Origin of the sequence: Actinomyces weissii (assembly GCF_016598775.1) — a bacterium.
GTDB classification, from domain to species: Bacteria; Actinomycetota; Actinomycetes; order Actinomycetales; family Actinomycetaceae; genus Actinomyces; species Actinomyces weissii.
The window spans coordinates 92,650-110,943 of record NZ_CP066802.1 but is presented as its reverse complement, the minus strand read 5'-3'; the positions used below and the strand labels follow the sequence as shown (position 1 = coordinate 110,943).

Sequence of the window (18,294 nt, the reverse complement as noted above, 5' to 3'; positions counted from 1 at the left end):
GAAATCGGGCGGGGACAGGACAGCCGCTTTTATGAGAACTCGGCCTGCTGGAACCCAGTCGCCAACCCCCTATCGCCCGGTTTGTCCCTGAGAGCTATTGCCGTTTGTTGCACTTGCCGCCACCCGACGCCTCACCCCGCCCCACCTAACAACCGAGGCCAGTATTCCCTGACTGACTGGGGTTCTTGCTGCCACGCCCAGCACGGACCCGCAGACTGAGTGCTCGGGCATAATAGGTTTGTCCTGCCAGACCACTAATATCCCGCAGGCTGGCTAATAGTATTCAGCGCTTGGCACTCCGAGAACCGCGCGGAACCGTCGTCGCCGCACTCCCCGCCGCACTCATGAACCGCTTCTCCACGGCCCCTGCTGTTCCCCTGTTCCCTGGCCCCGGAGCTATGCCCTAGCCTCGGGGCATGACTGATACCGCCGTGCCCACGCACCACCAGCCCACCGCCGTCGATGCCGTCGCTGAGGAGCACGTGGCCCGCCTGGCCGAGCTCTCCCCCGAGTTCGCCGTCTACAACGGCCTGCCGGGACGCCGTGGCGAGCTGGACGACTACTCCCCCGAGGGCCTGCAGGCCCATCAGGACCTCAACCGCCGCACCCTGCAGGCCCTGGAGGGCACCACGCCCGCCGACGACACCGACCGGGTCACCCTGGCGGCCATGCGCGAGCGCCTGGGCCTGGAGCTGGAGCTGGCTGAGGCAGGCGAGTACCTGCGCAGCCTGAACAACATCGCCAGTCCCGTGCAGGGCCTGCGCGACCTGTTCGACAACCTGCCCACCGCCACCGAGTCGGACTGGGCGGACTTCGCCTCCTGCCTGCGGGACGTCCCGCGCGCCCTGCAGGGCTACCGGCAGTGCCTGGAGCTGGCCGCCAGCCGGGGGCAGGTGGCCGCCCGCCGTCAGGTGCAGGCCTGCGTGCAGCAGGCACAGGACCAGGCCCAGGAGCCCACCAGCTCCTACACGGCGCTCATCAAGGACGCCGCTACTACCTCCGGCCCTCTGCCGCAGTCCCTGCGCACGGAGCTGGAGCAGGCCAGCGCCGCCGCCCGCGCCGCCTACGCGGAGCTGGCCGAGCACCTGCGCGACCACCTGCTGCCCCAGGCCCCGGAGGCCGACGCCGTGGGCCGCGACCGCTACAGCCTCCTGAGCCGTGAGTTCCTGGGGGCGGAGGTGGACCTGGACGAGACCTACGAGTGGGGCCGCCAGCGCCTGGCGGAGATCGACGCCGAGCAGCGCCAGATCGCCGCCGAGCTCTACGGCCCCGGCACCACGGTGCGCCAGGCCCTGGAGCGGCTCAACGCCGACCCGAGCCGGTCGGTGCACGGCACCCAGGCCCTCCAGGAGTGGATGCAGAAGACCTCCGACGCCGCCATCGAGGCCCTGGACGGCACCCACTTTGACATCCCGGAGCCGCTGCGCACCCTGGAGTGCCGGATCGCGCCGTCGCAGACCGGTGGCATCTACTACACCGGCCCCAGCGACGACTTCTCCCGCCCTGGCCGCATGTGGTGGTCGGTGCCTGCGGGCACCGAGGACTTCGCCACCTGGCAGGAGCGCACCACGGTGTTCCACGAGGGGGTGCCCGGCCACCACCTGCAGGTGGGGATGCAGACCTTCCTGCGCGAGGAGCTCAACTCCTGGCGGCGCCTGTGCTGCTGGGTCAGCGGCCACGGCGAGGGCTGGGCCCTGTACGCCGAGCGGCTGATGGCGGAGCTGGGCTTCCAGGAGGACCCGGGGGACCGTTTTGGGATGCTGGACTCCCAGCGGCTGCGGGCCGCCCGGGTGGTGCTGGACATCGGGGCGCACCTGGGCAAGCCCCGCCCGGCCGAGCTGGTGGACCTGCCCGGCGTGGGCGAGGGGACCTGGGACTACGGGTCCGCCTGGGAGTTCCTGCGGCACAACGTGGCCATGGGTGAGGGCTTCCTGCGCTTCGAGCTGGACCGCTACCTGGGCTGGCCGGGGCAGGCACCCTCCTACGCGATCGGGCAGCGCCTGTGGGAGCAGGCGCGGGCGGAGTCGCTGGCGGCGGGATCCTCCCTGAAGGACTTCCACATGCGGGCGCTGCGCCTGGGCTCGGTGGGCCTGGACGTGCTGCGCCAGGCCCTGGCCTGACGACGGCGGGGCGGTCCTGGGACCCCGCCCGGCTCCGCGCCGTCAGGGCTGCTCGGTGCGGGCGGCCAGCAGGTAGGCACCGCCCACGAACAGGCCGCCGCCCACCAGGTTGCCGCACAGGACCACGCCCAGGTTGCGGGCTGCCTCCGCCAGGGTGCCGCCCTCTACTCCGTGCAGGACACCCAGGGAGAAGGTGGTCATGTTGGCCACCACGTGCTCGAAGCCCGAGCCGACGAAGGCTGCCATGCACCAGGCCATCAGGATCATCTTGGCGACCTCGTTCTCGCAGCGGGTCGCGCACCACATGGCCAGGCAGACCAGGATGTTGCACAGCACCCCCCGGAAGAACAGCTCGGTGTTGTCGTGGTGTACCTTGCCCGTCACCACGGCCTTGAGCATTCCGCCCACCACGGTGCCCTCAGCCATGATCCCGGAGCCACGCACCAGGGCGGCCACCAGCACGGAGCCGAGCAGGTTGCCAACCAGCATCAGGCCCAGGGTGGTGGCGGCCCGGCCCGGGCGCACCGCCTTGCGCAAGGACCCTACCGGCAGGATCATCATGCCGCTGGTGGCCAGTTCTCCCCCGGCGAAGACCACCAGGATCAGGCCGATCCCGAAGACCGCACCCCCAACCAGCGGCGCCCAGGGGCTGCCAGCGTCCCGCAGCGGACCGGCCGCCGTCATCATGAACACGTCCGCCAGGCCGATGAACATCCCGGCCAGCGCGGCGGCCACCAGGTACTCCAGGGGGCGCTTGGCGCCGTGGGTCTTGTGGCGGGCGGCCGCGTCCTGGGCCGCCAGGTTCTCAGTGAGTGTAAGCACGCCCCAACTCTGGACCCTGCGGGGGCCGCAGCAGGGCTACCTTGGGCCCAGCCTGGCGGTGAGACCGGTCACCGTGGCTCCTGGGGCAGGATGAAGGAGTAGCCCAGGGCGAAGGGGAAGCCGGGCTTGAGCAGGCAGTCAACCACGGGCCGGGCCATGTCCACCAGCCCGTTGGCGTCCAGGCCGGGCGCGTCCTCGCCACTGCCGGCAGCCAGCAGCGGCTCGAAGGGCACGTCCAGGTCCAGCAGGCTCATGCCGTCCTGGCGGGTGGCTCCCGCCCAGGCGCCGCCGTCCATGTCCAGGAGGGTGCCCAGGTGGAAGTGCATGACCAGCTGCTCGTCCACCTCCGCCGGTATGGACAGAAGGTGGTGGGCCTCGGGGTCGTGGGGGGCCCGCAGGGTGAACAGGAGGATGGCGGAGTCGCGGGCGGCCCGGATCATCAGGCGGCCCACGTGGATGGCCAGGGAGGTCTCGTCCAGCCCGTCGGCCAGGGCCGCCTGGGCCTCCAGGGGCGGGCTCAGGCGTAGCAGGGCGCCCTGTCCCTCGTGGTTGACGGCGCGGCGGCCGGTGGGGGCGACGGCCTGCAGGTGCAGTGTGGGGCCGGGTTCCTCCGGCGGGTAGCTGAGGGTGGCGACCTCCACCTGCTCGCTCCAGCCGGGCGGGGTCGGGGAGGGGCCGGGGACGGTCTGGACGTGCCCCAGGCCCAGCAGGGTGGACAGGTCCAGGTCCAGGCTGCGGTGCCAGGTGATGTCCTCGCCCTCGTACCACAGGGGCACGACGCCGTTGAAGGGCAGGCCCAGGCGTACGGTCTCTCCGGGCACGGGGGTGTGGGTGCCCATGGAAGCACGCTGGGGGGCGTCCTCTGCGGCTGGCGGCTGGCCGGGGACGGGGGGCTCGGCCGGGTCCTGGCCGTCGGCGTCCTGCTTGCCCACGAAGTACTCGCTCATGGGGGCAGCCTAACGACGCCGAGGCGGGGTGGGGCGCCAGGCGGCCTGGCTGGGCCAGGCGGGCAGACGCACAGCCGGGCCGGTGCGCTGGGCGGGCGGGTCAGTTCTCAGCGACCGCCGCGCAGCAGCACCTCCAGCACCGCGGGGGCCACGAAGCGCCGCGGCTGGGAGCCTGGGTTCAGGACCTTGAGCAGCCCCAGCTCCACAAGCTCTCCCATGCTGGGGTTCTTGAACATGTTCAGGTCCATGATGTTCATCATCGGGCACTTGTCGAACATCAGCAAGCACTACTTTGCTGACAGTGGGCCTTTGTTGAACATGTTCAGCACCACCTTTGCACACATTGGCCGCTTGTCAGCAATGTCCGCCTTGGGGATGTCTGTTTTCGTGCACCTGTGAGCGACGGCGGGGCCGGGGTGGCCCCAGCCCCGCCGTCGTCGGGCAGGAGTCGGCGCGGCAGGCAGCAGCCTGGAAGGGGGCCTCAGAAGTCCCAGTCCTCGTCCTGGGTGGCCTCGGCGGTGCCGATCACGTAGGAGGAGCCGGAGCCGGAGAAGAAGTCGTGGTTCTCGTCGGCGTTGGGGGACAGGGAGGCCAGGATCGCCGGGTTGACGTCCACGGCCTCCGGCGGGAACAGGGCCTCGTAGCCCAGGTTCATCAGGGCCTTGTTGGCGTTGTAGCGCAGGAACTTCTTGACGTCCTCGGTCAGGCCCAGGTCGTCGTAGAGGTCCTCGGTGTACTGCTCCTCGTTGTCGTAGAGCTCCATGAGCAGGTCAAAGGTGTAGTCCTTGAGCTCGGCCTGGCGCTCCGGGGAGGACTCACGCACCGCCAGCTGGTACTTGTAGCCGATGTAGTAGCCGTGCACGGCCTCGTCGCGGATGATCAGGCGGATCAGGTCGGCGGTGTTGGTGAGCTTGGCGTGGCTGGACCAGTACATGGGGGCGTAGAAGCCCGAGTAGAACAGGAAGGACTCCAGCATGGTGGAGGCGACCTTGCGCTTCTCGGGGTCGTCCCCGCGGTAGTAGTCCAGGATGATCTGCGCCTTGCGCTGCAGGTTGGGGTTCTCCTCGCTCCAGCGGAAGGCCTCGTCGATCTCGGCGGTGGAGATCAGGGTGGAGAAGATGGAGGAGTAGGAGCGGGCGTGCACCGACTCCATGAAGGCGATGTTGGTGTAGACCGCCTCCTCGTGGGGGGTGCGGGCGTCGGGGATCAGGGAGACGGCCCCCACCGTGCCCTGGATGGTGTCCAGCAGGGTCAGGCCGGTGAAGACCCGGGTGGTCATGGTCTTCTCCGCCTCGGTCAGGGTGGCCCAGGACTGGACGTCGTTGGAAAGCGGCACCTTCTCCGGCAGCCAGAAGTTTCCGGTGAGCCGGTCCCAGACCTCTAGGTCCTTGTCGTCCTGGAGACGGTTCCAGTTGATCGCCTGTACGCGGTCGATGAGCTTGATCGGCTCGTGCATGGGGACTCTCCTAGTGCTGGCTGCCTGTGCTGCTCATGCTACCCACGACGGCGCCGGCCCCCGGGCAGCAGGGCCGTGACCTTGGCGGCCCCCTTGGGTACAGCGACGGAGGGGCCGGGCAGCAGGGCCGTGACCTTGGCGGCCCCCTTGGATACAGCGACGGCGGTGCCGGGGCGGCCGGTCCTGGCGGCGGGAGGCGCCCGCACGCGGCTACTGGCGTGCGGCGTCCAGGGCCCGCTGGGCGGCCTCGTTGTCCGTGATCTCCCGCTCCTTGGCACTGACCGGCAGCGGGGCGACGGCGAGCCGACCGTCCTTGCAGTCATAGCGGAAGAGGACCTTGGGCTCGTCGCGGTCCCCCAAGCCAGAGACCTCTGTGAAGGTGCCGGCGGCGCACTGGTCAACGCCCCGCAGCAGCTCCACGGCCTTGGGCTCCAGCTGCGCGCTCTCCTTGGCCTCAGGGAAGGCGAAGGCACGGCCGACTCCGCCTGGGGTGGCGTTCACGTTGAGGGATGTGGCCTTGGTGCGCACCGCCTCATCCACCCAGCGGCGCAGCTCGGCGTCGTCGACGGCTCCGGTGCCGCTCTCCTGCATGATCTCGACGGCGAGCTCTCCGACGGCGGCCTCCTGGTGGTATTCGATGGCCGTGCCGTTCGGGTTGGTGGCTGGGTCAGGGTGGATCATGGCCAGCTGGGTGCTGCCGACCGCTCCCCAGGTGACGTGCACGGCGGGCTGGTAGGCGCTAGGGAGCACCTGCACGCTCTGGGGCCCCAGCTTGGCGATCTCCAGGGCAGCGGTCAGAGAGGTACGCAGGAGCGCGGCGGCGTCGTTGTTCAAGGTGGCCTCGGTGGTCACCTCGGTGCCGCCGACCATCCAGTGCAGACTCACCTTGGTGCTGCCCCGATCGGCCTGGGAGATCGCCTCCCCGGTATCAATCAGCAGCGCCTCGTGCAGCGCAGCCACGCTCTCGGCGTCGGGGGTGCCGGAGAGGCTGGCGGTGAGAGCCACCTCTGAGCAGGGGTCGGAGACGGTTACCTGCGGGTCGACCAGGGTGGTCTGCTTCTGGGCGGCGCTGTTGAGCGCAGCCTCGACGGCGTGGACCTTGGCGCATTCGTCCGTGAGCGTCGTGGAGGCCGGCTCGGGCGGAGCCGCTGGCACGCGAAAGTCTCCCCTCACCACAGAGGACAGCATGGTCGCCGTCAGGACGCCGACTACGAAGCCGCTCACCGCGCCCAGCAGGAACCAGAGGAAGCCGCTAGCTGCTGCTGGGCGGGGTGGCGCCGCGGGGTAAGCCGGGGGCAGCGGAGGCAGCTGGGTACTGGAGTGGGTGCTCACCTTCTCAACGTATCCATGTAGGCCGCGCCATTCCATGGATCAGGAGGCGCACCGCATGGGCTGTAGTACCCCCTGCATGGGGAGTGGTAGCCGGGTGTTGGGGCGTCCGGGTTCCGGGGCGTCAGGGTCTCAGTGCATCAGGGGAGAGCACCGGCCTCGCACCGGCTAGCGTCGGCTTAGCCGCCGCAGAGCCGCTGATGCTCCTTCTCATTCTCGGGGTACCTGCTCTCGCGACGGTCCGGAATATCGAGTCGGAACTCGTCACCGCCCCCGGGAATGCTCCCGCGCAGGAGGACCCTTATCTTTTCCAGGCCGATATGGTGCAGTTCCAGGTTCCCGAAGCGCTGCTCGGCTCCAGCGAGCAGCTCGCAGATATCCGCGCGGGAGACCTCTGAGACCAAAGTGACCTTTACCTGCACGGTCCGCCCATGCAACCAGCCGCCGGCGATCTCGGCGTCGACCTCATCAACAGCCAGGGAGTACGCAAAGTACCGCCGCACCAGGTGCTTCAAACCGTTACGGCGCAGCATATCCTCGATTCCCAGCAAATCGACGAGGCGCACAAGCGGGAACGCTATGAATAACCCCAGACAGAACAGGCCCACAGCGATATAGGCGATAGCCTGTCGGCGGGCGTACACCTGCGACATCTCTGGTGAATCAGGATCGTTCTCATCATCCGGCGACGCCGGGACGGCGGTGGACCCAGGGCAGGAGGCGTCACCTTCTGCCGTGTCGTCTTCAGAGGCCGGCACGGAAGGGACGGACTCAGGGACGGCCTGTGGTGCGGAGCTGGCGGGATTCTCAGGGAGCATAGACGAGACGTTAACCGGCTGGCACTAGGTATGAAGCACTTTCACCAAAGGTCTGACAACCGGCTCCCCGCAACGCCCCCTGTGGAGCGCGGCTGCTTGAGCTTTGCCTGTGTGACTAGGCGACCCCGGCGTCGTACCGGCACACTCTTGGCTCGTTGGGACCAGAGGCCTGGGGAAGGTGCGTGTCTGTCGGGTACTCCAGCGGCCCCGCGGCGTCATCTGCCTGGGCGGCCGCGGCGTCGTCGTCGCCTGGTAGCGTCCCGGCACGGGCAGGGACCTGGAAGGCCCGGCGCGTGCGCACCCACAGGGCTACGCTGTGCGCCGTGACCCGCGCTCCCGCCCAGCCAGACACCCCCTCCCAACTGGACTTTTCCACACGCTCGGTGACGGTGGACGGCTACGAGGTGGTGGCGCGGCTGCTCGGGGAAGGCGAGCAGGCTTTCGTGCTGGTGCACGGGCTGGGCATGTCCTCCTACTACTTTCGGCCTCTGGCGCGGCTCCTGGCGGCGCACGGGCGGGTGCTGGTGCTGAACCTGCCGGGTTTCGGGCCCACGAAGGACCCGGACGCCGGGCTGCGCATCGGGCAGTTCGCCCGGGTGGCGCGGCTGGCGGCCCAGGAGCTGGGGGCAGGATCGGGCGCCGTGTGGGTGGGGCACTCGATGGGCACCCAGGTGGTGGTGGAGGCGGTCAGGCAGGACCCGTCACTGGCCGACCGGGTGGTGCTGCTGGCGCCGGTTATCAACGACGCCGAGGGCGGGCTGGGCGTGGTGGTGCGGCGGTTCTGCCAGGCGGCGGTGCACGAGCCGCCGCGCTCGATGCTGGCCACCGGATACTCCTTGCTGCGGGCGGGCCCCTGGTACATGGCGGAGATCCTGCCCGCACTCCTGCGCTACCAGCTGGCTGAGCACCTGGGGGAGCTGGACTGTGAGGCCGTGCTGGTGGGCGGGCAGAAGGACGCCCTGACGCCGGTGTCCTGGCTGAAGCGGCTGGCGGCCTCAGGCAGGCGCTGCAGCTACCACGTGGTTGCGGGGGCCTCACACCAGATGATGCACTCCCACCCCCAGCAGACGGCGCAGCTGGTCCTAGGGCGCTGAGGCCGCTACCTGAGTCCGGCGAGCGTAGGGAGCAGGGGCGCCCATGTTAATGAAGCGCAGTCCCCGAAGGGACTGCAACTCCGGGCGGACTTCACTCTGTCTCTGATCTTGCGCCCTCAATGAAGCGCAGTCCCCGAAGGGACTGCAACGCCCACGGCCCGCTCCACCTGGTCTCGGAGGCGGTCCCCTCAATGAAGCGCAGTCCCCGAAGGGACTGCAACGCGTCCAGGGCGGCGTTCAACGCCTTGCCAGTGTATCCCTCAATGAAGCGCAGTCCCCAAAGGGACTGCAACCCGGTGGTCCAGGACGATGGTGCGCGCGGAGTGGTGCCCTCAATGAAGCGCAGTCCCCGAAGGGACTGCAACAAGGCTGAGCCCACTCTTTAAGCGACTGCCAGGCACCCTCAATGAAGCGCAGTCCCCGAAGGGACTGCAACCCCTCGGCCGCCAGCGCCGCCTGGAGCGTGACCGCCCCTCAATGAAGCGCAGTCCCCGAAGGGACTGCAACAACCGGCTCCACCCTGGGCACCGGAAACATGGAGGACCCTCAATGAAGCGCAGTCCCCGAAGGGACTGCAACTCACGAAGTCGCCCGCTACGGCTCTGGTAAACCCCAGCCCTCAATGAAGCGCAGTCCCCGAAGGGACTGCAACGCGACACCCACACCAAGCATGGCAGCAGCCAGCACCCCTCAATGAAGCGCAGTCCCCGAAGGGGCTGCAACCGAGCGTGCGGGCTCCGGAGGTCTCGGTGATGAGGGCCCCTCAATGAAGCGCAGTCCCCGAAGGGACTGCAACACTAGTGGCCAGTCTGCGAGTGACAGTCAGTCACCCCTCAATGAAGCGCAGTCCCCGAAGGGACTGCAACAGCACAGAAAAGTCCGCACTCGAGAATCCCCAGACCCCCCTCAATGAAGCGCAGTCCCCGAAGGGACTGCAACACCTCCGCACCGACACCGCTAGACCAATCTGTGCGCCCTCAATGAAGCGCAGTCCCCGAAGGGACTGCAACCCTGAACCGCTGACCGCCCTCCTAGACGCCTGGCCCCCCTCAATGAAGCGCAGTCCCCGAAGGGACTGCAACGGCCCCGTGATAATACCGCGTAACTGAGCCGCTTAGAGCCCTACCTGCGAGCGCTCCAGCCTGGCAGGCATCCCATCTTGCTGGACAGCACAGACTGTTGCGTGTTTTCCGCTCAGTCACAAGGAAAGATGGACGCAAGCGCTCCCCGGGACTTCGGGCACCACCGCAGCGCTCGCGTCAGGCGATAAGCGGCCCATCAGGTGTGATGGTCCGGGTCAGCCCTACGTAGCTGAAGCGCTTGTCGTCCACCGAGGACAAGAGCCCCACGTCACAGATCAAGATCGAGTCCTCCTCAGGGTCGATCAACGCATCCAGCTCGTCGCGCATCCGTATGATCTTCGCCGGGGCCGCATCCACCACAAACACCGAGTACTGGATACGGTCTCCGTAGTTCAAGAGCTTCTTGGCCACTCGTGTCCGCCTCCGATCAGACGGAACGTCGTATGCAACAAGTGCCCGCCGCACATCGTCACGCATCAGCGTACGGTCACCCCCTTATAGGAAGGCTGCGTTCCGTCGATCACACCCAGAACCATGCGCGCCTGTATCTCAATACTCCTCCGCCACGTGGTGTCGTAACCGTAGACAGGGTGCCGAAAAACTGTTTCAGCACGTCTTTCAAAACTAGCTATCAGCTGCTTGCGCCCATGGTCGGTTATCCGACAGGCACCCATGACCGAGAGGAAGTCCCCTTCTCCCAACTCACCGTTCCTGAATGCTCTCACCACTGACGAGTCCGCAATCGGCGCCCGAAACTCCTCCATAAGGTCCAGTGCTAGAGCCGGCTTGTTCCTAGAGCTTGCGTGAAGAAACCCAGCATGAGGATCCAGCCCGCATGCCACCAGCTCCCTTATACACTCCCCCAGCAGCAACGCGTACGTGTAGTCCAGCGCCGCGTTCACGGGATCTGGTGCGGGCCGACGGCGCCGTCCGCCCCACCGACCTGCCGCAAAACTGGCAACCTTACCCTCAAGCATCGTGGAGAAAGATCCGAAGTACACCCCTGCAGCCTCACCCTCAACACCAAGAAGGTCCGTCAACGAAGGCGCCGCCAGCGCTTTCCTCTGCAGCTGACGCATGGCAGCCACACCTTCAACAGAACTACCATTTCTGCGCAGCAGAGTCGCCTGGTTAGCTATCTTTGCGCTCACCATCTGCTGCGCGATATCCAGCCGTCCTATCGAGCTTGCCAAGTGCTGCTGCACCCTCTGGAGCCCGTTAGGGGCATCGGAACCTCTCGACCAGCCGATAACCCGCCCAGACCAGGAGCACCACACAACACACCGGTCCCGCCAGCACAGCTCACGCATAAGAGCAGAGGAGACATCGACGTTTCCGTGCATCACCAGCCCTAGCACACGCTCCACCGGAACACTCAGAAGCATCTCGCCCCCCTTCGACACCTCCACGCGACCGCTCCTCAACGAGGCCCGGGCCCCCGGAGTAGCCAGGTGCACTACCTGCGCATCGGGAGCGGAGGCAACCACCCGCCGTCGGGCCTCCTCGTAACGGTGCTCATCGGGCAGACAGACCGACACGTGCGAGCACCACTGGCAGCGTCGGTCATCAACCAGAGGCTCAGGTGCCCGCTCGCCAGCAACTATCTCTCGAGTGCGTGCAACCAGGTCCTCGGCCCTTGCAACATCCTGGGCACCCAGTTCAACTTCCACACGGCGGCGGTGGCTCGTGAAGTAGATTTCCGCCCCTGAGACCTCGTGGCCCATCTCCTCCAGGCACAGCCGCTGAAGGGCCAGCTGCATCCGGTTGGCCTCAGTAACCTCAGGCCTGTTCCTGACCGGAGTAGCTTTGTACTCGACAATCGTTAACGGACCTTCTGCACTGCCTTCAACCACGTCACAGCGCCCCGACAAACCAAGCCTCTCAGACCACAAGGAGACAGCACGGTGTTCAGAGCGGCTGCTCTGGCTGGCGTCGTCGACCCGGCGGTGCGCAGAGGTGCCCGACTGCATCTGCGCGGTGTCCGTCCGTTCTCCGACCGACTCAAGCCAGGTCCGGCGCAGACAGAAAACTGTGTGGAGCACCAGGCTGATTGGTAAGGGATCTGCGCACGCCCTTGGCTCCACGGCTCAGCCCTCGCCTAATGCAGCCAGCACCTTGAGCTCACAGCACTCGCCCAGCGAGCGCTCTGGGGCGCTTGCGCTGCCACCAACCAGGACTGCGTGCGCAGCCAGGGCCCGGACCCCGCGGTCCCACAGCCACCGCTCAGCCTTCAGGACATCAACCCCAGAGGACTCCACGGCCTCATGAAGCTGCCTGGAGACCAGGACCGCCCGCCACCTGGCCAAGGAGTAGCCACCCACCAGCATTGGCAGCACCAGCTGTTTCGGCGTGTAGCTTCCGACAGGGAACGCAGCAGCGGTCACAGACACCCTTCCCACACGATGCACCACCGGGAACGCTGAGATGCCCCATAGCGCACACCAGGCCAAGGCACTGTCCGTGAAGCGAGGCCCTGTTAGACCAGTTGAGGTACGCGACTCATCGGATCGCTTCCCCTTGTAGGCCTCATCCACCACGCTCCGCCCCACCAGGCCGTCACGCACCTGCTCCGGGGAGCGCTCCGCAACGATCCTAGCTAGATGGCGCAGCCGGTTTCCCACGAACTCCTCCCCCCGATTGCGGGTCTTCATCTCCCAACGGCTAGCCCCCTCGTCCGGCCGGACTTCGTTGCGGCGCACCGGCCAGTAGGCCGGTTCACCAAGGGCCCCGAGCAGGTCAATATCAGCCCCCCACCGACCTCCACTGACTAGCCGGTCTATCCCCTCATGACGAGCCTTTTGCAAAGAGGCCCACTCCTGCGGTGTACCAGCCTTCTTGATACGGGGGCTGAACACCGCTCCTTTTCCTTTCCAAGGCGGGGCCTCAAGGTCAGCACTTACCCACGAGTCAGCCTGCGCACTGACACGCGCATGCTGGAGGACCGCCGCAGCCACGGCGTCGTCGTCGTAACCAGAGGCGGTAACGACCATCTGCGGCTCTGTGGCCTCGGTCCAACCGAGCCGGAGTCGTTCAGCCCCAGCCCCTTCCAGGATCAGTGCCAGCCCGAGCCCCGCAAAGGTGGTGAGCGCGCTCGACGTGGTACCAGAAAGAATCATGGTTCTACTTCCCCTCCGCTGAGACAGTGCAGTCCGCTGCCCGCAGCAAGGCCTCCAGGAAGGCGGTCCCCCACGGCCCCCAGGCACGGTCCGTCCTGGACACCAGAGCCTCCCACTCACCTTCACCAACCAGTTCGACAATGGCCTGCCCGGGCCCGGCCTGATCAGGGCCATGCTCGAACAGGGGGCGGCCTCTTCCGTGGCTGGTGCCGATCAGACGCGTCACCAGGTCACGCATCCCTGCAGGCGCTCCTTGCGCCTCCTCGCTCTCCCAGTAGGCCGCTGCCGAGGCCAGCTCGTGCCGCCAACCTGCCAGCAGGCCTGATTCAGCCCAGGCACGCTTAGCGGCCCGGCGGCTGGAGGCGCTGCTCTTGGCAAGCAGCTCACGCCCTGCAGGATCCCCTCTCCACAGCATGCGTTGGAAACGGGGGTCCCCCTTGCCGACGTCGTGCCAGCGTCCAGCGTCCTCAAGTTGCTGCACTACCTGCTCCTGCGCGCCAAGGACCTGACCGAGCGCCCGCGCGCGAGAGGCGACGGCGGCGTTGTGGCTGTCCAGAGCCACCCGCCCCTTGGAGGAGACCGTGGAGTGCTCGTCCGTATCGAAGGCAACAGGTTCTGCCTCGCGCAGGACCACCCATGCGGGAGCCTCCCCCTCCTGCCGTCCAGGCGGCACCGAGGGAGCCCGGCCAAGCTCGGCACTGATCTCCTCCAAGGAGAGGTCTGCCAGGTTTCCCAGGCAGTCCGGGTCCGTGATCACGCGCACCACGTTGCGCACTGAGGAGGAGCGCTGCCCCACCAGCCCAGCGAAGTCTGCGAACGGTACCGGCTCTCCCTTCTCCCGACCGCCTTCGCTGACCACGCCTTCGGTGAGGAACGGGACGGACGGGTCCAGCACCAGCAGGTCACCTGGACGCAGGTCCTTTGAGGCCTTCTCACCGGACTGCGCCACCAGAGCCTGCCAGTCTGCGAGGGGAGCGCCGTTACGCCACAGCACCGACCGTTCCAGCGGCCTGGAGTCAGCGGCAGCCAGCCCCAGGACGAGCGAGCGGAGGGTACCGATACTTGCTGGGTAGACCTCATGCTCCTGCGGCTCGACCTCAGTCAGGAGCGACTCACAAGCCGCAGGGTCGCCGAGCGGTGCCAGCTCTCTGAGCACTACCCCGACCCCCTCCACCTCAGGATCGAGCTCGTCACGTAGCCACAGGTCGAGCTCCGGCTCAACGACAAGGCTCTGCGAGGTTCTTGCCCACAGGTCCGCGTCCCAGGGCTCTGGGCGCTGCCAGCAGGTCCTGCGTGGTTCCTCCGCTGGCGGCGGGGCGGCACAGACGGCCTGCGGTGACAGGCTTCCCGCAGTCTCACGATCCAGCACCCACTGCCGGGCGGCTTCAAGATCAGCCGCCCCGTAGGGGGGCACGTCATTGCGGATCCTAGTGCCTGCTGCGGGCCCAACGACCACCACCGGCCCCTGCTGCCTGCGCGCCATGCGGTTGACACGCCCCGCGCGCTGCGCGACGGCGCTGCCAGGAGCCAGCTCGGTGACTAGGGCAGCCAGGTCCAGGTCCACACCGACTTCCACGGTCTGTGTCGCGACCAGGACGTCAACCGCATCCGATCCGGTTGTCGTAAAGAGGTTCGGGTCGGACTGCTTCAGCCTCTCCAGGTCCCAAGGACGCATCCGCCCGACCCAGGTGCGGCAGCTGAGGCCCCGCTCACGCAGAGCCTTGGCGACCCGTGTCGCCGAGTCAACCCGGTTCAGGACGCAGCCCACCGTTCGCGGGCCAGAGGAAGCCTGCTGCGCTGCGGCTTCTACCTGGGCAACCACCTGGTCGACGACGACGTCGAGGTAGGCCTTAGTCATCTTGCCGTTGGCGGGCCACGCGCTGGTCGGCACGTAGGTGACCGACTTGGGAGCCCCCACCCGGGCCGCCAACGACGGGTCGGAGGCGAGCAAGGAGTCCGTAACGTCTATGACCTGGCCGTTCCGGGTGGTCGGCGTCGCCGTCATCTCCACCACCTGCAGCCCAGGGACGCCGATCCGGGAGGCGCTAGGGCCCGCCAGCTGGGCCACACGCCTGGCGGTGACGAGCAGCTGCCTGCTCAGGTGAGCCTCATCAACGACCACCACGGCGTCGAGCGCAAGCATTCCTGCGAGCCGTGGACGCGCAAAGGGCCAGGCGCCGTACGAGCGGAACAACAGGCTTGAGCCCCACATCGCTGGGGTCATGCACAGGACCCCGCATGCCTCAGGCGCGTCCAACCAGTCCCGGTCGATCGCAGCCGCACCGCGCATAACGGCTGTAACCAAGGGCTCCTCGGCCTTCGCACCTACACGCATGCTCAGGAGTGCCTCACGGACCCGGGACAACACTCCCCCGGAAGCCTCCTTGAGCAGCCGCTGCAGCCGGGCGACCTGGTCAGCGTGCGAGTCGGTCAGCGCCCGCCGGTTCACGACGACGGCCAGACGCCGGGGCACTCGCGCTCCCTGTCCACAGGCCGCCAGCGCGTTGGCGAAGACGTGTATCTCAACAACCGATGACTTGCCGGACCCTGTCGGAGCTGCGATCTGGTCCGGCCACTTCCCCTCCGTGACAAGCCTCCGTAGCAGCTCCTCCTGCCAGGCGAAGGGCTGGGCGCCGTCGTGAGCCGCGGCGAAGAACTCCACGAAGTCTTCGATCACTACCATGCCCTTCACCTCCCAAGTCCTTGAGCCATCGCGGCAGGCACATCCACCGGGGCCAGGAGGCCACCTCCCAGGTGACGGCTCTGGCCGATGGCTACAAGCTCCCGCTCCCCCAGCAGGTCTCCTGCACCTAGCTGCGCCCGGTACGGCTGCGCCACCATCCCCTCAGGCATCCGGTGTGCATAGGAGGAGGCTTTCTTGAGGACACTCTGGTACCACAGGACACCAGCGCCCCTACCCCTCACCTGCTCAACAAGCGACCGGTAGACTGCCGCCCCCTTACCTACGTGCTCCAGCTGGTCCCGCCACACGAAGCCGAGCGACAGGAGGATGGCGTCATCGAACGACCAGGGGCCACGCTGGCGCGTCACCTCTGGTACGGCCGCAGGCATGGGAGCCCACAGCCGCGCGGCCCCTGGAGCGGGAGCGCGCCAGAACTCAGAGGCCAGTACCGCCTCGTCGTGACGCCGCAGGCGCATACGGCCCCACCTTGAGTTGAGTTCCGTCATTCCGGCCAGGGCAGCCAGGACCGCCCGCATGTCATCTGAGCTGATGTCCCGGGGAACCATGACGAGGAAGGCTCCCGGTGCTGGTTCTTCCAGGTTGACGGTTGACTGCGCAAGCAGGCTGGCGGGCACGTACTGGATCGCCAGACGGTTGGCGGGTACACGCAGGCTGTCGGGGTACCTGCCGGTGACGACCGGCGGCGCCCCGTCCCCGATCCGGCCTACCAGCGCCCGGTGGAAGGCTACGCACCAGCCGACGTACCGCTCAGGTGCCACAACACCTTCGGGATGGTCTGCCGCCAGGACCAGCACGTTGCTCCAAGGCGTCCCTGCAACGGCATTGACCTCCTGGCCCACAGGAGCGTAGTGGAGCACGCGGGTGCACTCGGTGGAGGTCGGGAAGGGTCGGAGCGTGTCGCTGCTCTCGCGGAACCGGTCTGCGCTCTCAGACGGGGTCTTGCGGGGACGGCTCTCCTCATGCAACCGCTCCAGAACCGACCGGCGTCCCGGGGCCGCGGCCAGCACCCGTCTTCCTCCGGGGGTGAAGGCTGTGGCTGCGGGGTCCCAGCGCCAGTTCGCCTCCGTGACAGAAACCTCTAGCACCACTGGGCTGTCCGTCTCCCCCAGGCAGGAGACGTCCTCACACAGCCGGGCCAGCGTGTCCCGTACAGGGTCTGGCATGTCCTCCCAGACCCACCCGACCTGCCCGGCCAAGGCGACGCCGTCGGATATGACCTTGGGAGCCGTCTTGGGCCTGCCCTTTTCGATGGTGCCGGTCTTGCGGTAGGCGACCCTGTCAGCCTGCCAGGCGCAGACAGGCGCAGTGGCGGGCAGGGAGAGGCCCTGCGGGGGGTGCACCTCAAGCCAGTCAAGCGCCTGTGCTGACGCCGCGTCCAGCCTTCCGTCTGCGGTGGCTGTGGACCCGGTGAAGGCTGCGTTCACCAGCGCGGAGAACAGCCGCAGCGGCGTAGGGGCCTGTTCGGCGGCGCCGTCAGCTGCGTGCCCGTGGTAGACCCCCAGAGGGAACCGGGCGGTGATGCCGACGCGTCCCATCAGGCTTCCTCGTCACGGTCGTCGTCAACCGCCGCCTCCTGGACAGCAGGGTTCCCCTCAACCTTGAGGACAGAGCCGTCCCACACCAGGCCAGCCCGCTTCTCTGCGTAGGCGATCGCCTCACTGAGCAGGTCCTGCGCCTGCTGGATCGTGAGAGGAGCCAGCTCCTCCTTCTGGCCGTAGCGCCTGTCCAGGGTGACGACGGCGGGGCCTGCCTCCACCAGGTCGCAGTTCGCCCGCAGGAGCAGCTCGGAGTCTGCGCGCGCCAGGGCGTTGAGCCCCAGGGCAGCGAGCACCATCCGGCAGGCGACGTCTCCCCCAGGCGTGGCGGAGTCGAAGCGCAGGGCGCGCAGCGCCGAGAAGCTGAGCACGTGCGAGCGGATGATCTCCCGGCAGCTGACGCCACCAAGCTGCTCCAGCACCGGCGGGATCCCTCCCAGGCCGAGCGTGGACGGCTTGCCCTTCTTGTCTGTGGCGCTGCTATAGGTCTTGCCGGACAGCTCAGACTTCTGGGCGTCGGCGATCTCCTTGCGACTCTTGTCCGACAGGTCGATGTGCATGCCGATGGGGTCTATCCGGGCGCCGCCACGCATGGACTGGTTGCTCTCCGCAGGACCCTCCTGGTCAGCGAGGACGCCGATGATCTCACCGACCAGGATGCTGCGGTACCTGCCCTGGTGGCTCTTACGGGAAGCGTCCCAGCCCCCCAGGAGCAGCGTCATAGGGCTGCGCTCCAGCAGCGGGCGCGCGTGGGACACCGACGCGTCACGCAGCGCCCGGTACTCAGGTGCCGCGGTCACCGGGGCGCCGTCAATGGTGCCGGCCCTGATCTGTCCGTCAAAGACCCGGTGGGGCAGCTCCAGGTCAGTGAAGGTGGCGCCGTCAGGGAAGACCAGCTCGATGCGCGGGACAAGGGAGAGCACAGGGTCCCCGTCAGCGATAGCGGCGGCGACCGCCGTCTCAGCCCGGTTGTTCTGGGACTGCTTGGAGTCGATCAGGACGACGTTCACCGGGGCGCCGTCATGGAAGCGACGCTCGTAGGCGAAGACGGCACGCCCACGCTCGGTGAACTTGGCGGGCGCCACGGAGGCGTGGGGTCCAGCAGCGGGCTCCAGCCGGGTAACAGAGGTCAGGACGCTGGCCCCTCCCGGGCTGCAGGCCTCACGCAGGTGCTCAAAGGTGACGGCATGAGTGGCAGACATGTGATCTCCTCATCGAGACGGTCTTGGTGGCTGACCCCTGGAGCGTACACCCGGTCGGGTCTCCGAACA

Annotated in this window: 15 protein-coding genes and 1 CRISPR repeat array; of the genes, 2 read left to right on the top strand and 13 right to left on the bottom strand. The window is 67.6% G+C overall.

Annotated elements, in window-relative coordinates; genetic code table 11:
* The first annotated feature begins 416 nt into the window (after nucleotides 1–416).
* Nucleotides 417–2,120: a DUF885 domain-containing protein gene (locus JG540_RS00495; protein ID WP_200276024.1), complete on the top strand. Its 1,704-nt coding sequence runs from the start codon at nucleotides 417–419 to the stop codon at nucleotides 2,118–2,120.
* A gap of 42 nt (nucleotides 2,121–2,162) precedes the next feature.
* Here the strand turns inward: JG540_RS00495 and JG540_RS00490 are convergent, their stop codons facing one another.
* The 7 genes from JG540_RS00490 to JG540_RS00460 all read right to left on the bottom strand — a co-directional run bounded on the left by JG540_RS00490 (nucleotide 2,163) and on the right by JG540_RS00460 (nucleotide 7,492).
* Nucleotides 2,163–2,942: a formate/nitrite transporter family protein gene (locus tag JG540_RS00490; protein WP_200276022.1), complete on the bottom strand. Its 780-nt coding sequence runs from the start codon at nucleotides 2,940–2,942 to the stop codon at nucleotides 2,163–2,165.
* A 68-nt stretch (nucleotides 2,943–3,010) separates the two neighbouring features.
* The gene (locus JG540_RS00485; protein WP_200276020.1) at nucleotides 3,011–3,889 is read right to left on the bottom strand and encodes a hypothetical protein; all 879 of its coding nucleotides are present in this window, start codon (nucleotides 3,887–3,889) and stop codon (nucleotides 3,011–3,013) included.
* 107 nt (nucleotides 3,890–3,996) lie between these two features.
* Nucleotides 3,997–4,167: a hypothetical protein gene (locus tag JG540_RS00480; RefSeq protein WP_200276018.1), complete on the bottom strand. Its 171-nt coding sequence runs from the start codon at nucleotides 4,165–4,167 to the stop codon at nucleotides 3,997–3,999.
* A 203-nt stretch (nucleotides 4,168–4,370) separates the two neighbouring features.
* Nucleotides 4,371–5,345, bottom strand: a complete 975-nt coding sequence (gene nrdF, locus JG540_RS00475) for a class 1b ribonucleoside-diphosphate reductase subunit beta (RefSeq protein WP_200276016.1) — start codon at nucleotides 5,343–5,345, stop codon at nucleotides 4,371–4,373.
* 38 nt (nucleotides 5,346–5,383) lie between these two features.
* Nucleotides 5,384–5,551, bottom strand: coding sequence for a hypothetical protein (locus tag JG540_RS00470; protein ID WP_200276014.1), 168 nt, complete (start codon nucleotides 5,549–5,551; stop codon nucleotides 5,384–5,386).
* Nucleotides 5,552–5,555: 4 nt separating this feature from the next.
* Nucleotides 5,556–6,677, bottom strand: coding sequence for a hypothetical protein (locus JG540_RS00465; protein WP_200276012.1), 1,122 nt, complete (start codon nucleotides 6,675–6,677; stop codon nucleotides 5,556–5,558).
* 176 nt (nucleotides 6,678–6,853) lie between these two features.
* The gene (locus JG540_RS00460; protein ID WP_200276010.1) at nucleotides 6,854–7,492 is read right to left on the bottom strand and encodes a hypothetical protein; all 639 of its coding nucleotides are present in this window, start codon (nucleotides 7,490–7,492) and stop codon (nucleotides 6,854–6,856) included.
* A gap of 323 nt (nucleotides 7,493–7,815) precedes the next feature.
* On the opposite strand from JG540_RS00460, the gene JG540_RS00455 reads away from it, so the two are divergent.
* Nucleotides 7,816–8,586 (top strand): alpha/beta fold hydrolase, encoded by a 771-nt coding sequence (locus JG540_RS00455; RefSeq protein WP_200276008.1) that lies wholly within the window; start codon nucleotides 7,816–7,818, stop codon nucleotides 8,584–8,586.
* 43 nt (nucleotides 8,587–8,629) lie between these two features.
* Nucleotides 8,630–9,668: a CRISPR direct-repeat array (repeat unit 36 nt; unit sequence CCCTCAATGAAGCGCAGTCCCCGAAGGGACTGCAAC).
* A 177-nt stretch (nucleotides 9,669–9,845) separates the two neighbouring features.
* On the opposite strand, the gene cas2 is transcribed toward JG540_RS00455, so the two are convergent.
* Genes cas2 through cas7g form a run of 6 tightly spaced genes read right to left on the bottom strand, consistent with a single transcriptional unit; the run spans nucleotide 9,846 to nucleotide 18,225 of the window.
* Nucleotides 9,846–10,145, bottom strand: coding sequence for a CRISPR-associated endonuclease Cas2 (gene cas2 / locus JG540_RS00450; RefSeq protein ID WP_200276006.1), 300 nt, complete (start codon nucleotides 10,143–10,145; stop codon nucleotides 9,846–9,848).
* Nucleotides 10,145–11,710, bottom strand: coding sequence for a CRISPR-associated endonuclease Cas1 (gene cas1, locus JG540_RS00445; protein WP_234042822.1), 1,566 nt, complete (start codon nucleotides 11,708–11,710; stop codon nucleotides 10,145–10,147). Before cas1 ends, cas2 begins: the two co-directional genes overlap by 1 nt.
* Before the next feature lie 45 nt (nucleotides 11,711–11,755).
* Nucleotides 11,756–12,784, bottom strand: a complete 1,029-nt coding sequence (locus JG540_RS00440) for a hypothetical protein (RefSeq protein WP_200276003.1) — start codon at nucleotides 12,782–12,784, stop codon at nucleotides 11,756–11,758.
* Nucleotides 12,785–12,788: 4 nt separating this feature from the next.
* A complete protein-coding gene (gene cas3g, locus JG540_RS00435; protein ID WP_200276001.1) occupies nucleotides 12,789–15,467 on the bottom strand; it encodes a type I-G CRISPR-associated helicase/endonuclease Cas3g in 2,679 nt (892 codons plus the stop codon).
* A 5-nt stretch (nucleotides 15,468–15,472) separates the two neighbouring features.
* The gene (gene csb2 / locus JG540_RS00430) at nucleotides 15,473–17,023 is read right to left on the bottom strand and encodes a type I-G CRISPR-associated protein Csb2 (RefSeq protein ID WP_200275999.1); all 1,551 of its coding nucleotides are present in this window, start codon (nucleotides 17,021–17,023) and stop codon (nucleotides 15,473–15,475) included.
* Nucleotides 17,023–18,225 carry a type I-G CRISPR-associated RAMP protein Csb1/Cas7g gene (gene cas7g, locus JG540_RS00425; RefSeq protein ID WP_200275997.1) on the bottom strand — a complete coding sequence of 401 codons (1,203 nt, stop codon included), beginning with the start codon at nucleotides 18,223–18,225 and terminating at the stop codon, nucleotides 17,023–17,025. Before cas7g ends, csb2 begins: the two co-directional genes overlap by 1 nt.
* Between the last annotated feature and the right edge of the window lie 69 nt (nucleotides 18,226–18,294).